This is a genomic window from Actinomycetospora callitridis, from assembly GCF_028737265.1.
GTDB classification, from domain to species: Bacteria; Actinomycetota; Actinomycetes; order Mycobacteriales; family Pseudonocardiaceae; genus Actinomycetospora; species Actinomycetospora callitridis.
In genome coordinates this window covers 140,453-154,890 of record NZ_JAQZAK010000001.1, presented here as the reverse complement: position 1 = coordinate 154,890, position 14,438 = coordinate 140,453, and the positions used below count along the sequence as shown (strand labels likewise).

At 76.3% G+C, this 14,438-nt stretch carries 16 protein-coding genes; 12 read left to right on the top strand and 4 right to left on the bottom strand.

Going from position 1 to position 14,438, the window contains the following annotated elements:
• Complete coding sequence (locus PH191_RS00760; protein ID WP_274192719.1) at positions 1 to 1,065, bottom strand: acyl-CoA dehydrogenase family protein; 1,065 nt, start codon at positions 1,063 to 1,065, stop codon at positions 1 to 3.
• A gap of 52 nt (positions 1,066 to 1,117) precedes the next feature.
• Between PH191_RS00760 and PH191_RS00755 the strand changes: the two genes are divergently transcribed.
• From PH191_RS00755 to PH191_RS00735, 5 genes are all read left to right on the top strand, one after another.
• Positions 1,118 to 1,831: a siderophore-interacting protein gene (locus PH191_RS00755; protein ID WP_274192718.1), complete on the top strand. Its 714-nt coding sequence runs from the start codon at positions 1,118 to 1,120 to the stop codon at positions 1,829 to 1,831.
• A 61-nt stretch (positions 1,832 to 1,892) separates the two neighbouring features.
• Positions 1,893 to 2,621: a metal-dependent transcriptional regulator gene (locus tag PH191_RS00750; RefSeq protein ID WP_274192717.1), complete on the top strand. Its 729-nt coding sequence runs from the start codon at positions 1,893 to 1,895 to the stop codon at positions 2,619 to 2,621.
• Between the two features lie 66 nt (positions 2,622 to 2,687).
• Positions 2,688 to 2,918 (top strand): FeoA family protein, encoded by a 231-nt coding sequence (locus PH191_RS00745; protein ID WP_274191114.1) that lies wholly within the window; start codon positions 2,688 to 2,690, stop codon positions 2,916 to 2,918.
• 2 nt (positions 2,919 to 2,920) lie between these two features.
• Complete coding sequence (locus PH191_RS00740) at positions 2,921 to 3,796, top strand: FeoB small GTPase domain-containing protein (protein ID WP_274192716.1); 876 nt, start codon at positions 2,921 to 2,923, stop codon at positions 3,794 to 3,796.
• Positions 3,793 to 5,202 carry a nucleoside recognition domain-containing protein gene (locus tag PH191_RS00735; protein WP_274192715.1) on the top strand — a complete coding sequence of 470 codons (1,410 nt, stop codon included), beginning with the start codon at positions 3,793 to 3,795 and terminating at the stop codon, positions 5,200 to 5,202. The genes PH191_RS00740 and PH191_RS00735 overlap by 4 nt, the downstream gene beginning before the upstream one ends.
• Before the next feature lie 77 nt (positions 5,203 to 5,279).
• On the opposite strand, the gene PH191_RS00730 is transcribed toward PH191_RS00735, so the two are convergent.
• Entirely contained in the window at positions 5,280 to 6,137 is an 858-nt protein-coding gene (locus PH191_RS00730) for a CbtA family protein (RefSeq protein WP_274192714.1), read from the bottom strand.
• 46 nt (positions 6,138 to 6,183) lie between these two features.
• Positions 6,184 to 6,396 (bottom strand): CbtB domain-containing protein, encoded by a 213-nt coding sequence (locus PH191_RS00725; RefSeq protein ID WP_274192713.1) that lies wholly within the window; start codon positions 6,394 to 6,396, stop codon positions 6,184 to 6,186.
• A gap of 263 nt (positions 6,397 to 6,659) precedes the next feature.
• On the opposite strand from PH191_RS00725, the gene PH191_RS00720 reads away from it, so the two are divergent.
• Genes PH191_RS00720 through PH191_RS00690 form a run of 7 tightly spaced genes read left to right on the top strand, consistent with a single transcriptional unit; the run spans position 6,660 to position 13,654 of the window.
• Positions 6,660 to 7,448, top strand: coding sequence for an ATP-binding cassette domain-containing protein (locus PH191_RS00720; protein ID WP_274192712.1), 789 nt, complete (start codon positions 6,660 to 6,662; stop codon positions 7,446 to 7,448).
• On the top strand, positions 7,445 to 8,221 hold the full coding sequence (locus PH191_RS00715) for an ABC transporter ATP-binding protein (RefSeq protein ID WP_274192711.1): 777 nt from the start codon (positions 7,445 to 7,447) through the stop codon (positions 8,219 to 8,221). The genes PH191_RS00720 and PH191_RS00715 overlap by 4 nt, the downstream gene beginning before the upstream one ends.
• A complete protein-coding gene (locus PH191_RS00710) occupies positions 8,218 to 9,489 on the top strand; it encodes an MFS transporter (protein WP_274192710.1) in 1,272 nt (423 codons plus the stop codon). Before PH191_RS00715 ends, PH191_RS00710 begins: the two co-directional genes overlap by 4 nt.
• Positions 9,486 to 10,973, top strand: coding sequence for an ABC transporter substrate-binding protein (locus PH191_RS00705; protein ID WP_274192709.1), 1,488 nt, complete (start codon positions 9,486 to 9,488; stop codon positions 10,971 to 10,973). Before PH191_RS00710 ends, PH191_RS00705 begins: the two co-directional genes overlap by 4 nt.
• Positions 10,970 to 12,700 carry an ABC transporter permease subunit gene (locus tag PH191_RS00700; protein ID WP_274192708.1) on the top strand — a complete coding sequence of 577 codons (1,731 nt, stop codon included), beginning with the start codon at positions 10,970 to 10,972 and terminating at the stop codon, positions 12,698 to 12,700. Before PH191_RS00705 ends, PH191_RS00700 begins: the two co-directional genes overlap by 4 nt.
• 9 nt (positions 12,701 to 12,709) lie before the next feature.
• The gene (locus PH191_RS00695; protein ID WP_274192707.1) at positions 12,710 to 13,318 is read left to right on the top strand and encodes a histidine phosphatase family protein; all 609 of its coding nucleotides are present in this window, start codon (positions 12,710 to 12,712) and stop codon (positions 13,316 to 13,318) included.
• Positions 13,319 to 13,324: 6 nt separating this feature from the next.
• Positions 13,325 to 13,654: an ankyrin repeat domain-containing protein gene (locus PH191_RS00690; protein WP_274192706.1), complete on the top strand. Its 330-nt coding sequence runs from the start codon at positions 13,325 to 13,327 to the stop codon at positions 13,652 to 13,654.
• Here PH191_RS00690 and cobF read toward each other — a convergent pair.
• On the bottom strand, positions 13,633 to 14,388 hold the full coding sequence (gene cobF, locus PH191_RS00685; RefSeq protein ID WP_274192705.1) for a precorrin-6A synthase (deacetylating): 756 nt from the start codon (positions 14,386 to 14,388) through the stop codon (positions 13,633 to 13,635). The two genes, PH191_RS00690 and cobF, sit on opposite strands and share 22 nt — an antisense overlap.
• Between the last annotated feature and the right edge of the window lie 50 nt (positions 14,389 to 14,438).

Below are 14,438 nucleotides of genomic sequence, written 5' to 3'. Positions count from 1 at the left end.
TCACGTGCGCGGTAGCGCACCCAGCAGCTCGGCGCGGATCTCGGGACGGCCGGCGGCGACGAGGGTGAACGCCGCCTCGCGGGCCAGCCGCCGGGCCGGGTGGCGCCCGACGATCGCGCGGCTGCCCACCGCGACAGTCAGCGTCGCGGCCGCGCGCACCGCCAGCTCCGAGGCGGCGGCGCGCGCGGCCGGCAGGCGGGCGGCGTCGGCGAGCCCCGCGTCGAGGTCGTCCCGTGCGGCGTCGAGAGCCTTGCGCAGCGCCTCCGCGACCCCCGGCTCGCCGGCCTCCTCGACGAGCGCGGCGCACCGCCGGGCCACCCCCAGCGCGAGGCAGCCGTTGACCCGCGCGCCGGCGTGGCGGGCCGCGAGGAACTCGGCGCGCGTGGGCGTCGCCACCACCGCGTCGTCGCCCACCGACCAGCCGTCGACGTCGAGGCGGACGGTCCGGCTCCCGTCGGCCGCGGCGAGGTCGAGGGGGTGCACGGTGACGCCGGGGGCGGGCCGCGCGGGGACGAGGACGGACACCACGCGGGCCCGGTCGTCGGCGTCGTCCTCGGCCTCGTCGTCGTGGGCGTCGGCCGTCGCCGCGTCCCGGGCGGAGACCAGCAGCAGGTCGACGATGCCCCAGCCGGTGACCAGCGGCGCCACGCCGTCGAGCCGCCAGCCGCCGTCCACCCGCGTCGCCCACAGCTTCGGCGGCTGCGGGATCGCGCCGGCGAAGGCCACCCCGCAGCGGGTTGTGCCCCGCACGGCGCCGGCGAGGTGGCGCTCGCGCAGGGCGGCGTTCGTGGTGCCGGCCAGCCCGCGCACCACGCCGTGGTGCTGCATCCACGTGAAGGTCGTGGCGAGGCAGGCGCCGGCGAGGGTCTCGACGATGCCGAGGAAGTCCTCGAACCCGACGTCCGGCCCGCCGAGCTCGGGCGGGGCCGCCAGCCCGTAGAGCCCGGCGTCGGCCAGGGCGCGGAAGTGGCCCTCCGGGATCGTCGCGGTCGCGTCGACCTCGTCGGCCGCGGGGAGCAGCACGTCGGCAGCCACGTCCCGGGCCCGGTCCAGCACGTCACCCATGACACGCGAGGATAGCTGTCGGCGACCAGCAAGTAAGGCTAGCCTCACCTACGTGCCCTCGCTCCCCGCTCCCCTCGCCGCCCGCGCCGAGCGCTGGTTCGGACGGCCCGCGACCGTCGTCGAGATCACCGAGCTCTCCCCCGGCCTGGTCCGGGTCGGGTTCGCCGGTCCGCCCTGGCGGGGACGCTCCTGGGTCCGCGGCCAGGAGGTCGAGTTCCGGGTCGGCGACCGCGAGTTCCGGCACTACACCCCCGCCGACGTCGATCCCGACAGCGGGCGGTTCGACGTCGTGTTCGTCCGCCACGGGGACGCGCCGGGGACGGCGTGGCTCGCCGGGCTGGGCGTCGGCTCCGAGGTCGGCGTGATGGGCCCCGGCGGCGGCCTGCGTCGTGAGCCCGACCGCCGCGAGCTCTTCCTCGGCGACGCCACCGCCCTCGGGCTGTTCGCCGCGCTGATGCCGACCTCGCGCGACGCGAGCGGCGCGGTGGAGGTGCCCGCCGAGGACGTCGCCGCGGCCGCCGCCCTCGTCCCGAGCCTCGCTGTCGTCGTCACCGGGGCCGCCCCCGGCAGCGCGCTCGACTCCTGGCTCGGCGTGCACGCCGACGACCTCGTCCGCGAGAACGAGCCCCCGCCCGAGCAGGCCTGCCTCGCCGGGCACGTCGGGACGATCGACCTGCTCCGCCGCCGGATCCGCACCGAGTTCGGCCTCCCCCGGCGCGCCGTGGCCACCAAGGCGCACTGGTCCGAGGGCAGGCGGGGCCTGTGACGGCGCGGTGACGGCAATGAGCGACCCTCTGAACCGCGCCGCCCCCGGCTACGCTCAGGGCATGACCGGACCGGCCGCGCAGCGCACGGTGGCGGTCGACGACTACATCAAGGCCATCTACGCCTGCGACGAGCGCGGCGAGGGCCCGGCCACGACGACCGGCCTCGCCCGGCGTCTCGGGGTCGGCGCGTCCTCCGTCTCGGGCATGCTGCGCAAGCTGGCCGAGCAGGGGTTCATCGAGCACCGGCCCTACGGCGGGGTGCGGCTCACCGCCGACGGCACGAGCGCCGCGCTGGACGTCCTGCGCCGGCACCGGCTCCTCGAGACCTACCTCGTCCGCGAGCTGGGCTACGGCTGGGACGAGGTGCACGACGAGGCCGAGGTGCTCGAGCACCACGTGTCGCCGACGCTGCTCGACCGCATGGACGCCCGGCTGGGCCACCCGCGCTTCGACCCGCACGGCGATCCGATCCCGGCCGCCGACGGCACCGTCGCCACCTTCTCCGGCCGCCGGTTCGCCACGCTCGAGCCCGGCGACCACGGCCGGCTCGTCCGCGTCGACGACACCGAGCCCGCGATGCTCACCTGGCTGCGCGAGCAGTCGATCGCGCTCGAGGTGCGCCTGGAGCTCGTCTCCCGCCGCCCGTTCGGCGGACCTTTCCTGGTGCGGGTCTCGGACGGGACGGCGGCGGACGCCGGACGCGAGATCGACCTCGGGCCGGAGCTCGCCGACTCGTTGTGGGTCGACGATGTCGTCGAAGGGGTGTTCCACCGGGCGCAGGCGACGTAGAGTTCGGCCAGCCGAACTTTCAGTCTCCAGCGCGGCGAAGTCGCCGCCGGACCCCGAGGTGGTGGCATGACGCTCGACGAGATGCCTCGCGACCGGCGTGGTGTGGTGACCGCCCTGGACACCCGGGGCGCCGAGCGCCGCCGGCTCATGGACCTCGGCCTGCTGCCCGGGGTCTCGATCAGCGCCGAGCTCCGCAGCCCGCTGGGCGACCCCACGGCCTACGAGGTGCGCGGCACCCTCGTGGTGCTCCGCGGCCACCAGGCCCGCACGGTGCACGTCGAGCTCGAGGACCGCTGACCGTGGGCGGCCCGGGAGGGGGCACCGAGGACCTCCCGACGCCGCGGCCCCGCCCGGCGCAGGACACCCACGACTCCCACGACGCGGCCCCGGGCTGCGCCTCCTGCGCGCTGTCGAGCGGCGGGGCCCGGCTCGCCCGGCTCGGGCTCGCGCCGGGACGCCACGACCACGTCGTCGCCCTCGCGGGCAACCCGAACACCGGCAAGAGCACCGTCTTCAACGCGCTGACCGGCCTGCGCCAGCACGTCGGCAACTGGTCGGGCAAGACGGTGGCGCGCGCCGAGGGCGGCTTCACCTACGGCGGTGCCCGCTACCGGATCGTCGACCTGCCCGGCACCTACTCGCTGCTGTCCACCAGCGCCGACGAGGACGTCGCCCGCGACGCGCTGCTCTTCGGGCGGCCCGACGTCGTCGTGGTGGTCGTCGACGCGACGCGCCTCGAGCGCAACCTCCCGCTGGTGCTGCAGATCCGCCAGATCACCGGACGCGTCGTCGTCGCCCTGAACCTCGTCGACGAGGCGCGACGCCACGGCCTCACGGTCGACGCCCGGCACCTGACCCGCGAGCTCGGCGTCCCCGTCGTCCCGATGGCCGCGCGCCGCAACGAGGGCATCCCGGAGCTGCTCGCGGCGATCGCGCAGGTCGCGGGCACCCGGGACGCGCCGGCGCCCCTGCGCCTCGTGCACAAGGACCCGGCGCTGGAGGAGGCGGTGGCCGACCTCGCCGGCCGCGTCGCCGGACAGTTCCCCGGCGTGCCCAACGCCCGGTGGGTGGCCCTGCGCCTGCTCGAGGGCGACCCGGGCATCGAGGCCGCGGTCCGCGACGGGACGCTCGGCGAGCTGGCCACCCCGGCGGCCCCCGTGGAGCGCGCGGGATGAGCAGCGACCTCCTCGACGAGGCGGCCCGGCTGCGCCGCGCGCTGCCCGACGACGTCGGCGACCGCGTCGTCGAGTCCCTCTACACCGACGCCGCCCGGCTCGCGTCCACCAGCGTCGACCGCGACGACGCCCGCGCGCGCCTCACCCTCGACCGGGCGCTCGACCGCATCCTCACCCACCGCGTGTGGGGCTTCGTCGCCATGGGCGTCCTGTTCTTCGGCGTCTTCTGGTTCACCATCGCCGGCGCGGCGGTGCCCTCGGACCTTCTCTACGTCCTGCTGGTCGAGAACGGCCACGCCTGGCTGCGCGACGTCTTCGTCGCGGCCGGGGCGCCGGCGTTCGTCACCGGTCTGCTCGTCGACGGCGTCTACCTCGCCACCGCGTGGGTGGTCGCGGTGATGCTGCCGCCGATGGCGATCTTCTTCCCGCTGTTCACGCTGCTCGAGGACTTCGGCTACCTGCCGCGCGTCGCGTTCAACCTCGACCGGCTCTTCGCGCGGTCCGGGGCGCACGGCAAGCAGGCGCTCACGATGATGATGGGCTACGGCTGCAACGCCGCCGGCGTCACCGCGACGCGGATCATCGACAGCCGCCGCGAGCGGCTGATCGCGATCATCACCAACAACTTCAGCATCTGCAACGGACGCTGGCCGACCCTGATCCTGATGGGGACGATCTTCGTCGGGGCCGTGGTGCCGCCGGGGCTCGCGGGGCTCGTCGCGGCCGGCAGCGTCGTCGCCGTCGTCATCCTCGGCATCGGCGTCACGCTCGCGGTGTCGTGGACGCTCTCGCGCACGGTGCTGCGCGGCGAGAGCTCGGTGTACTCCCTGGAGCTGCCGCCCTACCGGCCGCCGCAGCTCTGGCGCACGCTCTGGACCAGCATCGTCGACCGCACGCTCAAGGTCCTGAAGCGCGCGCTGATGATGGCGGCGCCGGCCGGCGCGGTGATCTGGCTGATCGGCAACGTCCACCTCGGCGACGCGAGCCTCGCCGCGCACCTCGTGAACGCCCTCGAGCCGCTCGGCTGGGTGCTGGGCCTCAACGGCGTGATCCTGCTGGCCTACCTCGTGGCCGTGCCCGCCAACGAGATCATCATCCCGACGATCATCATGCTGACCCTGACGCTCGGCGCGAACACCGTCGGCGCGGCGCCCGGCGTGATGCTCGAGCTGGGCGACGACGCCGCCGTCGGCTCCGTGCTCGTCACCACCGGCGGCTGGACGCTGCTCACCGCCGTGAACCTCATGCTGTTCACCCTGCTGCACAACCCCTGCAGCACGACGGTGCTGACGATCTGGAAGGAGACCCGCAGCGCCCGCTGGACGGCCGTGGCGACGCTCCTGCCGATCGCGCTGGGGTTCATCGTGTGCGCGTCCGTCGCGGGCGTGGTCCGCGCGTTCGGCTAGCGCCTCCTGCGTGGACGACGTCGGCCCCGGACCTCGCGCGGGGCGAGGGCCGGGGCCGACGGGTCGAACGGCTCGACTCAGACCGCGGAGGCCTCCGGGGCCCGGCCGGCGGTCTCGTTCTTGGCGAGCCGGCGCTCCACCAGGCCGCCGAACACGAGACCGAGGACGCCCCACAGCAGCGCCTGCGCAGTGAAGGACGCGACGCGGAAGTGGTAGAGGACGTCGGCGTCGAAGCCCGGGTAGAGGATCGCCCCCGAGGCGTCCCGCAGCGGCAGTGGCGTCTCGGTGACCCGCGGGCCGCTCTCGACGACGTTGATCGTCAGCTCGCCGAGACCCGGCAGCACCGACATCAGGATCCCCGCGAGGGCGACGTACACGACACCGCCGACCAGGACGGCGTTCCACGTCCCGAGGCGCTCCCGCAGCAGCCGGGTGACGGCGACCGCGGCGGCGAGGAACACCAGCGAGCCGATCACCATCACCAGGTACAGCGCGGTGCGGTCGCCGATGGTCTCGTCGCTGCCCACCGCCGGCGGGCTGGCCGGGTACTTGACGAACGGCGTCGCGTAGATCGTCAGGAAGCCGGCGCCGGCCACCAGGAGCGCGAGCACCCGCGGCCGCAGGGCCACCCGGCCGTGCAGCAGCGTGTACGCGACGGCGAACAGCAGGCCGACGGCGATCCCGATGCCGACCATCCCGATGCCGACCCCGAGGGTGGCCTGGACGCCACGGCTGACGATCTCCTCCTCGCCACCGCCGGCCGGGGCCGCCCCGCCCGCGACGGCCAGGGCCTCCTCGGCCTCGCCGCGACCCTCCTCGTAGGCGATCGCGGCGTTGATCTGCGGCTCGGCGAACACGAGCGCGAACAGCCAGGCGACGAGCCCGGCAACGCCGCCGGCGATGACGCCACGGAGCACGAACGAGCGTGCCTCCATCAGGACCCTCTCCTCCCTCGGGACTCCGGTGCCGACCGAGCCGGACTCAGTGGCAGGGGAAGCCGAGGAAGTGACGGGCGTCGTGGACGAGCTCGTGGACGTAGCTCGTGTCGCCGAAGACCGAGACGGCGCCCTGGTCGATGCCGATGAAGAAGTAGAGCGCCAGTCCGACGAGGACGGCACTGATCAGCCAGGGCAGGGTCTCCGACGCGGGGACGGCGGTGGCCTTGGCGCGGGCGACGGCACCGGCAGTGGTCACAGGGTTCTCCTCGATGCGCACGACGACGTCGCCGTCCACACCGGGCGGCGACGGTTGCGAACGTAGGTGGCTCGCGCAACGATCGTCAACACCTCAGCAGGTGATGAGGTATGTCTCCTGAGCAGCGCGTGCCACACCCCGGGGGCGGGCGCTCCCACCTTGTCTACTGCATCTAGTTGGCAACGGATGCAGACATGCTTCTGCGTGGTTGCGTTGTAACGCACAGCTCGCACCTCCCCAGAGCTGGCATAGGGTCTCGGCCGATGTCGACCTCCGCGATCGTCGAGATCCGTGATCTCCGGGTGCTCGTCGGCGGGATTCCCGGGGTCGACGGTCTCGCCCTCCGGATCGGGGACGGCGAGCGGTGGGGCCTCGTCGGGCCGTCGGGCGCGGGCAAGTCCCTGACCGCCGCCGCCGTCGCCGGCCTGATGCCCCCCGGGGCGACGGCGACCGGCAGCGTGCGCGTCGCGGGCACCGAGCTGGTCGGCGCGTCCGAGCCCGCGCTCGCCGACGTCCGGGGGAGCGGCGTCGCGCTCGTCGCCCAGGACTCCGCGGTGGCCCTGCACCCGCTGCTGCCGGTCGGCCGCCAGCTCGCCATGCCGCTGCGTCGCCACCAGGGACTCGACCGCGCCGGGGCCCGGGCGCGGACGGCCGAGCTCCTCGCCGAGGTCGACCTGCCCGCCGAGCTGGCGCGGGCCCGTCCTGCGCAGCTCTCCGGCGGGCAACGTCAGCGGGTCGCCCTCGCCGCCGCGCTGGCCTGCCGGCCCCGTCTGCTCGTGGCCGACGAGCCGACCGCCGCGCTCGACCCGCCCGTGGCCCGCGCCCTGCTCGACCGGGTCGACCGCTCCCTGGCCGCCGCCGGGACCGCGCTGCTCCTCGTCACCCACGACCTCGGGGTGCTCGCCGCGGTGTGCGAACACGTGGTGGTGCTCGCCGGCGGGCGCGTCGTCGAGTCCGGCACCGTGCCCGAGGTCCTCGCCGCGCCGGAGCACGAGGTCACGCGCGAGCTGGTGGAGGCCGCGCGGCTGTCGGTGCCGGAGGTGCGGGCATGACGGCCACGTTCGCGCTCGAGGGTGTGGTTCGCCGCTACTCCGTGCCCGGCGACCGGCCGTGGCGCCGGGTGGCGCGCACGGCGCTCGACGGGGTCGACCTCGCCGTCCCCGTCGGGCGCGACCTCGCGATCGTGGGGGCCTCCGGCTCGGGCAAGTCGACGCTGCTGCGGCTGCTGCTCGCCCTCGAGGCGCCGGACACGGGCCAGGTCCGGTTCCGCGGCGAGGCGGTGTCTCCCCGCTCGCCGGGAGCCCTGCGGCGCTCGGTCGGCGTCGTCCCCCAGGACCCCGGCAGCTCGCTCGACCCGCGGCTGCCCGTCGGCGCGAGCATCCGCGAACCCCTCGAGTGCCTGGGCGTCGACGGCGACCACGGGGCCCGGGTCGCCCAGCTCCTCGACGCCGTCGGCCTCGACCCGGCCGTCGCCGAACGCCGGCCCGCCGCGTTCTCCGGCGGCGAGCGCCAGCGCATCGCCCTGGCCCGCGCGCTCGCGCCGCGTCCGGACGTCCTGATCGCCGACGAGCCGTTCAGCGCCGTCGACCCCACGACCCGGCGCCGCCTGGTGGCGCTCGTCGGCGACCTCACCCGGGCGTCGGGGACCCAGCTGCTGCTCGTGAGCCACGACCTCGGCATCGCGTCGCGGCTCTGCGCCGACGTCGCGGTGCTGGACGCGGGACGGGTCGTCGAGACCGGCCCGATCGCCGCGGTGTTCGCGCGTCCCGCCGCCGACGCCACCCGTGTCCTGCTCGGCGCCGTGCTCGGGGTGGGAGTCGGATGAGGGCCCTGCTGCGCCGCTGGTCGGTGCTCGGACGGCTCTCCGAGCTGCCCGGCCCGATCCGGCTGATCGTGCTCGGTCAGCTCGCCTTCAACACCGGCTTCTATCTGGTGCTGCCGTTCTTCGCGCTGCACCTCACCCGCGACCTCGGGCTCGGCGGCGCACTCGTCGGGCTCCTGCTCGGCCTGCGCACGTTCAGCCAGCAGGGTCTGTTCTTCCTCGGCGGCGCGCTCGCCGACCACTTCGGCACCCGCCCGGTCGCGCTCACCGGGTTCGTCGTGCGGATCCTCGGGTTCCTGCTCCTCGCACTGGCCGACGGCGCGGTCCTGCTCGTCGCCGGGACGGTCGCGACGGGCTTCGCCGCGGCCCTGTTCTCCCCGGCCGTCGAGGCCGAGCTGGCCCGGCGCGCCGGGGAGCTGGAGCGCGAGGACGGGCCGACGCGTAGCGAGGCGTTCGCGATGTTCGGCGTCGCCGGCGAGGTCGGCGTCGTCCTCGGCCCGGTGCTCGGGTCGCTGCTGCTGACCGTCGACTTCGCGGCCACCGCGCTCGCCGCGGCCGGGGTGTTCGTCGTCGTCCTCGTCGCCTTCGCCCGCGGGATGCCGCGACGGCCGGCGGCGCACGCCGGTGAGCCCGTGCTCGCGGGGTGGGGCGAGGTGCTGCGCAACCCCGCGTTCCTCGCGTTCACCGCGTCCTACTCGACCTGGCTGCTCAGCTACAACCAGCTCTACCTCACGCTGCCCGTCGAGCTGGAGCGCGTCGGGGCGGGCGGGCTGCTCGGCCTGCTCTTCGTCCTGTCCGCGGTGCTCGTGGTGCTCGGGCAGATCCCGCTGGCCGCGCTGGTGCGCCGCCGTCTCGGTGCCCGCGCGCTGCCCGGGGGGTTCGGCGTGCTCGCCCTCGCCTTCGCGGCGACCGCCGTGCTCATCGGGCTCGGGACGGCGGGCCCGGTGCCCGCGGTCGTCTTCGTCGTGCTGCTGACGCTCGGGCAGATGACCGTCGTACCGGTGGCGCAGGACGCCGTCGGCCGCCTCGCCGGCGAACGGCGCCTCGGCGCGTACTTCGGCGTGCTCGCCTCGGGCGGCGGCCTCGCCGTGCTCGGCGGGAGCGCCCTGCTCGGCGCCCTGCTCGAGGCCGGGGGCCCGCCCGCCCTGCCGTGGGCCGTCACCGCCGCCCTGCCCCTGGCCAGCGCCGTCGTCATGGGCATCCTCGTGCGCCGCGTCCCCGCCCTGCAGCCCGACCCGCCCCTGACCCCCGCCGAGAGGAACTCCCGATGACCCGCCGGCTGGCCGTCCTCCTGGCCGTCCTCGGTCTCGCCCTCACCGGCTGCTTCAGCGGATCCGGGGGCGGCGACGCCGCCGACGGCCGGCTGCGGGTGGGTCTGTCCTTCCCGCCCACGTCGGGCCTCTCGCCGTACGGCAACGAGGCGACGCTCGCCACACGGCTCGGCGTCACCGAGCCGCTGGTGGTCCTCGAGGGCGGCACGCCGACGCCGGCGCTCGCGACGGCCTGGACCCGGGTCGCGCCCACGGAGTGGCGCTTCACCGTGCGTCCCGGCGTCACCTTCCACGACGGCTCGCCGCTGACCCCGGACGCGGTCGTCGGCAGCCTCACCCGCGCCGCCGCGGCCACCCCGACGCCCCGCGCGCTGGCCTCGCTCGCCGGGACGGGACCGGCCCTCACCGCGCGGGCCGACGGCCCCGACGGCGTCGTGGTGACGACACCCGCGCCCGACCCGGTGCTCCCCCAGCGCCTGGCGTCGCCGGAGCTCGTGATCCTCGCGCCCGGCGCCTACGCCGACCCCACCCGCCCGAGCCCCGTCCGCGCCGGCACCGGTCCGTTCGTGCTCACCCGCGTCGACAGCTCCACCGGGGCCGCCCTCGACGCCAACCCGAGGTCGTGGCGCGGCCCGGTGGCCGCGCCCGGCATCGACGCGCGCTTCCTCGCCGACGGCGTCGCCCGCGCCAACGGCCTGCGGGCCGGGGAGCTGGACGTCGCGGAGGCGATCCCGGTCTCGCAGGTGGCCGCGATCGCGCCGCCGCAGCAGGTGGTCGGCGTCCCGCTGCCGCGCAGCGTCGCGGTGTACCTCGACCAGCGGTCGCCGGTGTTCGCCGACCCCGGGGTGCGTGCCGCGGCCCGTACCGCGATCGGTGCCGTCGACGTCGCCGGCACGATCTACGAGGGGCGCGCGGACGCCGCCGCCGGCCTGTTCGGTCCGGCCACCCCCTGGGCAGGCGCCCGTCCCCCGCATCCCGTGACGGCCCCTGGTGCGGTCGCCGGGCAGCGAATCCGCCTCGCGACCTACTCCGACCGCGCCGAGCTCCCCGAGATCGCCGCGGCCGACGCCGACGCCCTGCGTCGCGGCGGGTTCACCGTCGACGTCACCGTGCTCGAGAGCTCGGCGTTCGAGGCCCGGCTCGGTACCGGCGCCTTCGACGCGGTGATCATCAGCCGCTCGCAGCAGCTCGACACCGGCGACCCGGTGGGCTACCTGGCCAGCGACTTCTCGTGCGCCGGCAGCTACAACCAGGCCCGCTACTGCGATCCCGCCACCGACGCGCTCCTCGCGACGGGCGCGGCGGCCAGCGACGTCGAGGCCCGGCGACGCGCCGCGCTCGAGGTCGAGGGCCGGGTGCTCGAAGCCGACGCGGTCGTCCCGCACGTCACCGAGCGCGCGCGGGTCGGCGTGGGCGCCGGCGTGACCGGGGTGGCCGAGGACCCGGACGAGCAGTTCCTGATCACCGGTTCCACCCGGCGATGACCGCCGCTCGGCGCCTCCTGCCCTGGGCCTCCGCCGGCCTCGCGGTGGTGGTGCTGACCGTCGTGCTCGCCGCGCTGCCGTGGCTGTGGGACTCCGATCCCGCCGCGACCGTCCTGCGGACCCGCTACCCCGAGCGCGGGGTCGACCCGGCCACGCTCGACGCCCTGCGCGCCGAGCTGGACCTGCCGACGAACCCGGTCGGCGGGGCGCTCGGTTGGCTCGGCGGGGTGCTGACCGGCGACCTCGGCACCTCGTGGGTCTCGCGGGGCCCGGTCGCCCCGGAGGTGCTCACGGCGATCGGGGTCTCGCTGACGCTGGCCGTCGCGGCCGCGGTCGTCGCCGCCGTCGCGGCGCTCGGTCTGCTCGCGCCGGGCGTGTCGCGGTCGGTCCGCCGCGGGACCGGCGACGCCGGACGCGGCTCCGCCGTCCTCGCCTCGGTGCTGGGTGCGGTGCCCGAGATCGCGCTGGGCGCCGTGCTCGTCGCCGTCGTCGCCGTCGCGTGGGGTCTGCTGCCCAGCACGGGGTTCTCCGGTCCGGCGCACCTCGTGCTCCCGGCGCTCGCGCTCGGCCTGCCCGCGGGCGGCCTGCTCGCGCGGATGCTGTCGTCGGCGACGGAATCGGCGCTGGCCGAGCCGTGGGTGCGCACGTGGCGCTCGTGGGGCACGACGCCGGCGACGATCGCGCTCGGCGTCGCCCGGCGGGCGGTGGCCACGGCGGTGCCCCAGATCGCGCTGCTGGTCGTCGGCCTGCTCGGGAGCGCCGTCGCCGTCGAGCAGCTCTTCGGCGTGCCCGGCGTCGGTTCGACCGCGCTGGACGCCGTGCTCGCCCAGGACCTGCCCGTCGCCCAGGCCGCCGTGATGCTGCTGGTGCTGCTCGGGCTGGGCCTCGGCGGCGTCGGGGTGCTCGCCCACCGGGCGCTGCTCGGGCCGGCGCGCTCGGGCGGCGAGCTCCCGGCGGGCGTGCCGTTTCCCGGTGGACGAGGGAGCTCCTGGGCCCCGTGGGCCGCGGCCGGGGTGCTCGCCGCGGTCGTGCTGGCCGGCCTGCCCCGCGACCCGTCGGCCGTGGTCGAGGGGCGCCGGCTCGCCGCGCCGTCGTGGTCGGCGCCGCTGGGTGCCGACGCGCTCGGCCGCGACCTGTGGGCCCGGGTCGCGCACGGCGCCCTGCTCACGGTCGGCACCGCGGTCGCGGTGACCGCGGCGTGCCTGGTCGTCGGCCTGCTCATCGGCGTCGGGGCGCGGTCGACCCGCGCCGGGGCGGCGGACGTGCTCAACGCGCTGCCGCCCGTCGTCGTCGGGCTCGTCGTCGCCGCGATCGCCGGGCCCGGCCTGCTCGGCGCGGCGATCGCCGTCGCGGCGGTCGGCTGGGTGCCCCTCGCCGTACACGCGCGGACGCTCGCCGCCGAGGCCCGCGTCTCGGGCTACGTCCGGGCCGCGGTCCTGGCCGGTGCGTCGCCCGCCCGCGTCGCCCGGCGTCACGTGCTGCCCGCGGTCGTCGGACCGGTGATGCGCCACGGGCTGGCGCGGGTGCCGCACGCCGCGCTCGGGATCGCCGCGCTGAGCTTCCTCGGCCTGGGTGCGGCGCCCGATTCGCCGGAGTGGGGCGCGGTGCTCGCGGACTCCCTGGCCTACGTCGAGCGCGCGCCGTGGACGATCATCGCCCCGGCCACCGGGCTCGTGCTGCTCGCCGTCGTGGTGGCCCTCGTGCGCGAGACCCGGACCAGCAGTTAGGAAGCACCCGTGCGACTGCACCTGCTCGCCCACGCCGCCACCGAGGCCTCCCGGGCCGCCCGCTTCCCACGCGACGAGCCGCTCGACGCCGGAGGCCGGCGCACCGCGGGCGAGCTCGCGGGACGTCTCCGGGAGCCGGACCTCCTGTGGTGCGCGCCGTCGGCCCGGTGTCGGGAGACGACGGCGCTCGCGCTGCCGGGCCGGGAGCCCGACGCCGACGCCCCGACCGGGCCCGATCCCGGGGCCTGGGCCGGACGGTCCCCCGCCGACCTGGCCGCCGGGGACCCCGCCGCGCTGCAGGCCTGGATGATCGACGCCGAGGCGGGGCCGCCCGGGGGCGAATCACTGCGGGCCCTCGTCGACCGGGTCGCCGGCTGGATGGACGGTCTGCCGGGCGAGGAACGCTCCGTCGGCCTCGCCGTCGTCGACCCGCCCGTCGTCCGGGCCGCCGTCGCCCACGCGCTCGGGGCCGGACCGGCCGGGGCGTGGCGCGTGGACGTGGCCCCGCTCACCCTCGCCGTGCTCACCGGACGCGGCGGGCGGTGGAACCTGCGTTCGCTCGGGGCGGCCGGTTGTGTGCCGCCGATTCGCGAGCCCGGCCTCGATCACCCACACTGACGTCGTGTGAAGCCAGTCACCCTCGTCGACGCCGCGGCGACGGGTCTCGACGACACCGTCACCGCGCTCCTGCACGTCTCCCCCACGCCGGGCTGGGACGAGATCGACGTCGCCTTCTGGAGCGCCTGTCGCCACGGGCACCGGGAGTGCGCGGAGATCCTCCTGCGGCACGGGGCGGAGCTGAACCGCTGCCAGCCCTCGTACGACGGGACGCCCCTGGACGCCGCCGTCCAGGGCGGGGCGGACGACATCGCCCGGTGGCTGCGCACCCTGGGCGGGGCACCCGCGCGGAACCTGCGGCCCCCGGAACAGACCTACGCGCGGCGCACCAGGTAGGTGTCCATCAGCCAGCCCTTGCGCTCCCGGTGCTCGATGCGGGCCGCGAGGATCTCCTCGCGCACGTCGCCGACGCGTCCCGAGATCAGCACCTCGTCGCCGGTGCCCACGTAGGCGCCCCAGTAGACGGTCGCGTCGTCGGGCAGGTGCTCGAGCCCGTGCGCCTTCGACCCGTCGAGCATGACGACGAGGTCGGCCTCGCCGGAGTCCACGCTGTCGTCGAGGACGCGTCGCGCCGGTGTGATCGTCGCGGCGCGGGCGGTGCGGGTCAGCGTCGTGCGGTGAGCCGCGGCCAGCACCGACGGCGCCCCGAGACCGGGCACCACCCGCCAGTCGAGGTCCACCCGGCCGCGGGCGTCGAGGCGGTGGAGCATCTCGACGGTGCCGTCGTAGATCGCCGGGTCGCCCCACACGAGCAGGCCGCAGGAGCCGCCGTCGGGCACCTCGTCGAGCAGGGTCTGCTCGTAGAGGGCCGCGCGCTCGTCGCGCCAGCGCTCGGTGGCGCCCTCGTAGTCGGCGGAGGCACGGTCGCGCACGGCGTCGTCGCGCTCGACCACCCGGGCCTGGGGCGCGAAGCGCTGGACGATCGCCGCCCGGATCGCGGTCAGCTCGTCGGCGGGCCCGGGCTTGTGCAGGAGCACCACCACGTCGACCCCGCCGAGCGCCTCCACCGCGTCCAGGGTCAGCTGACCCGGGTCGCCCAGCCCGATCCCGACCACCTGCACCGTCCGCACGGCACGCACGCTCTCACGCCGGGTCACCCCCGCCGAGACGGCGAGCGTCA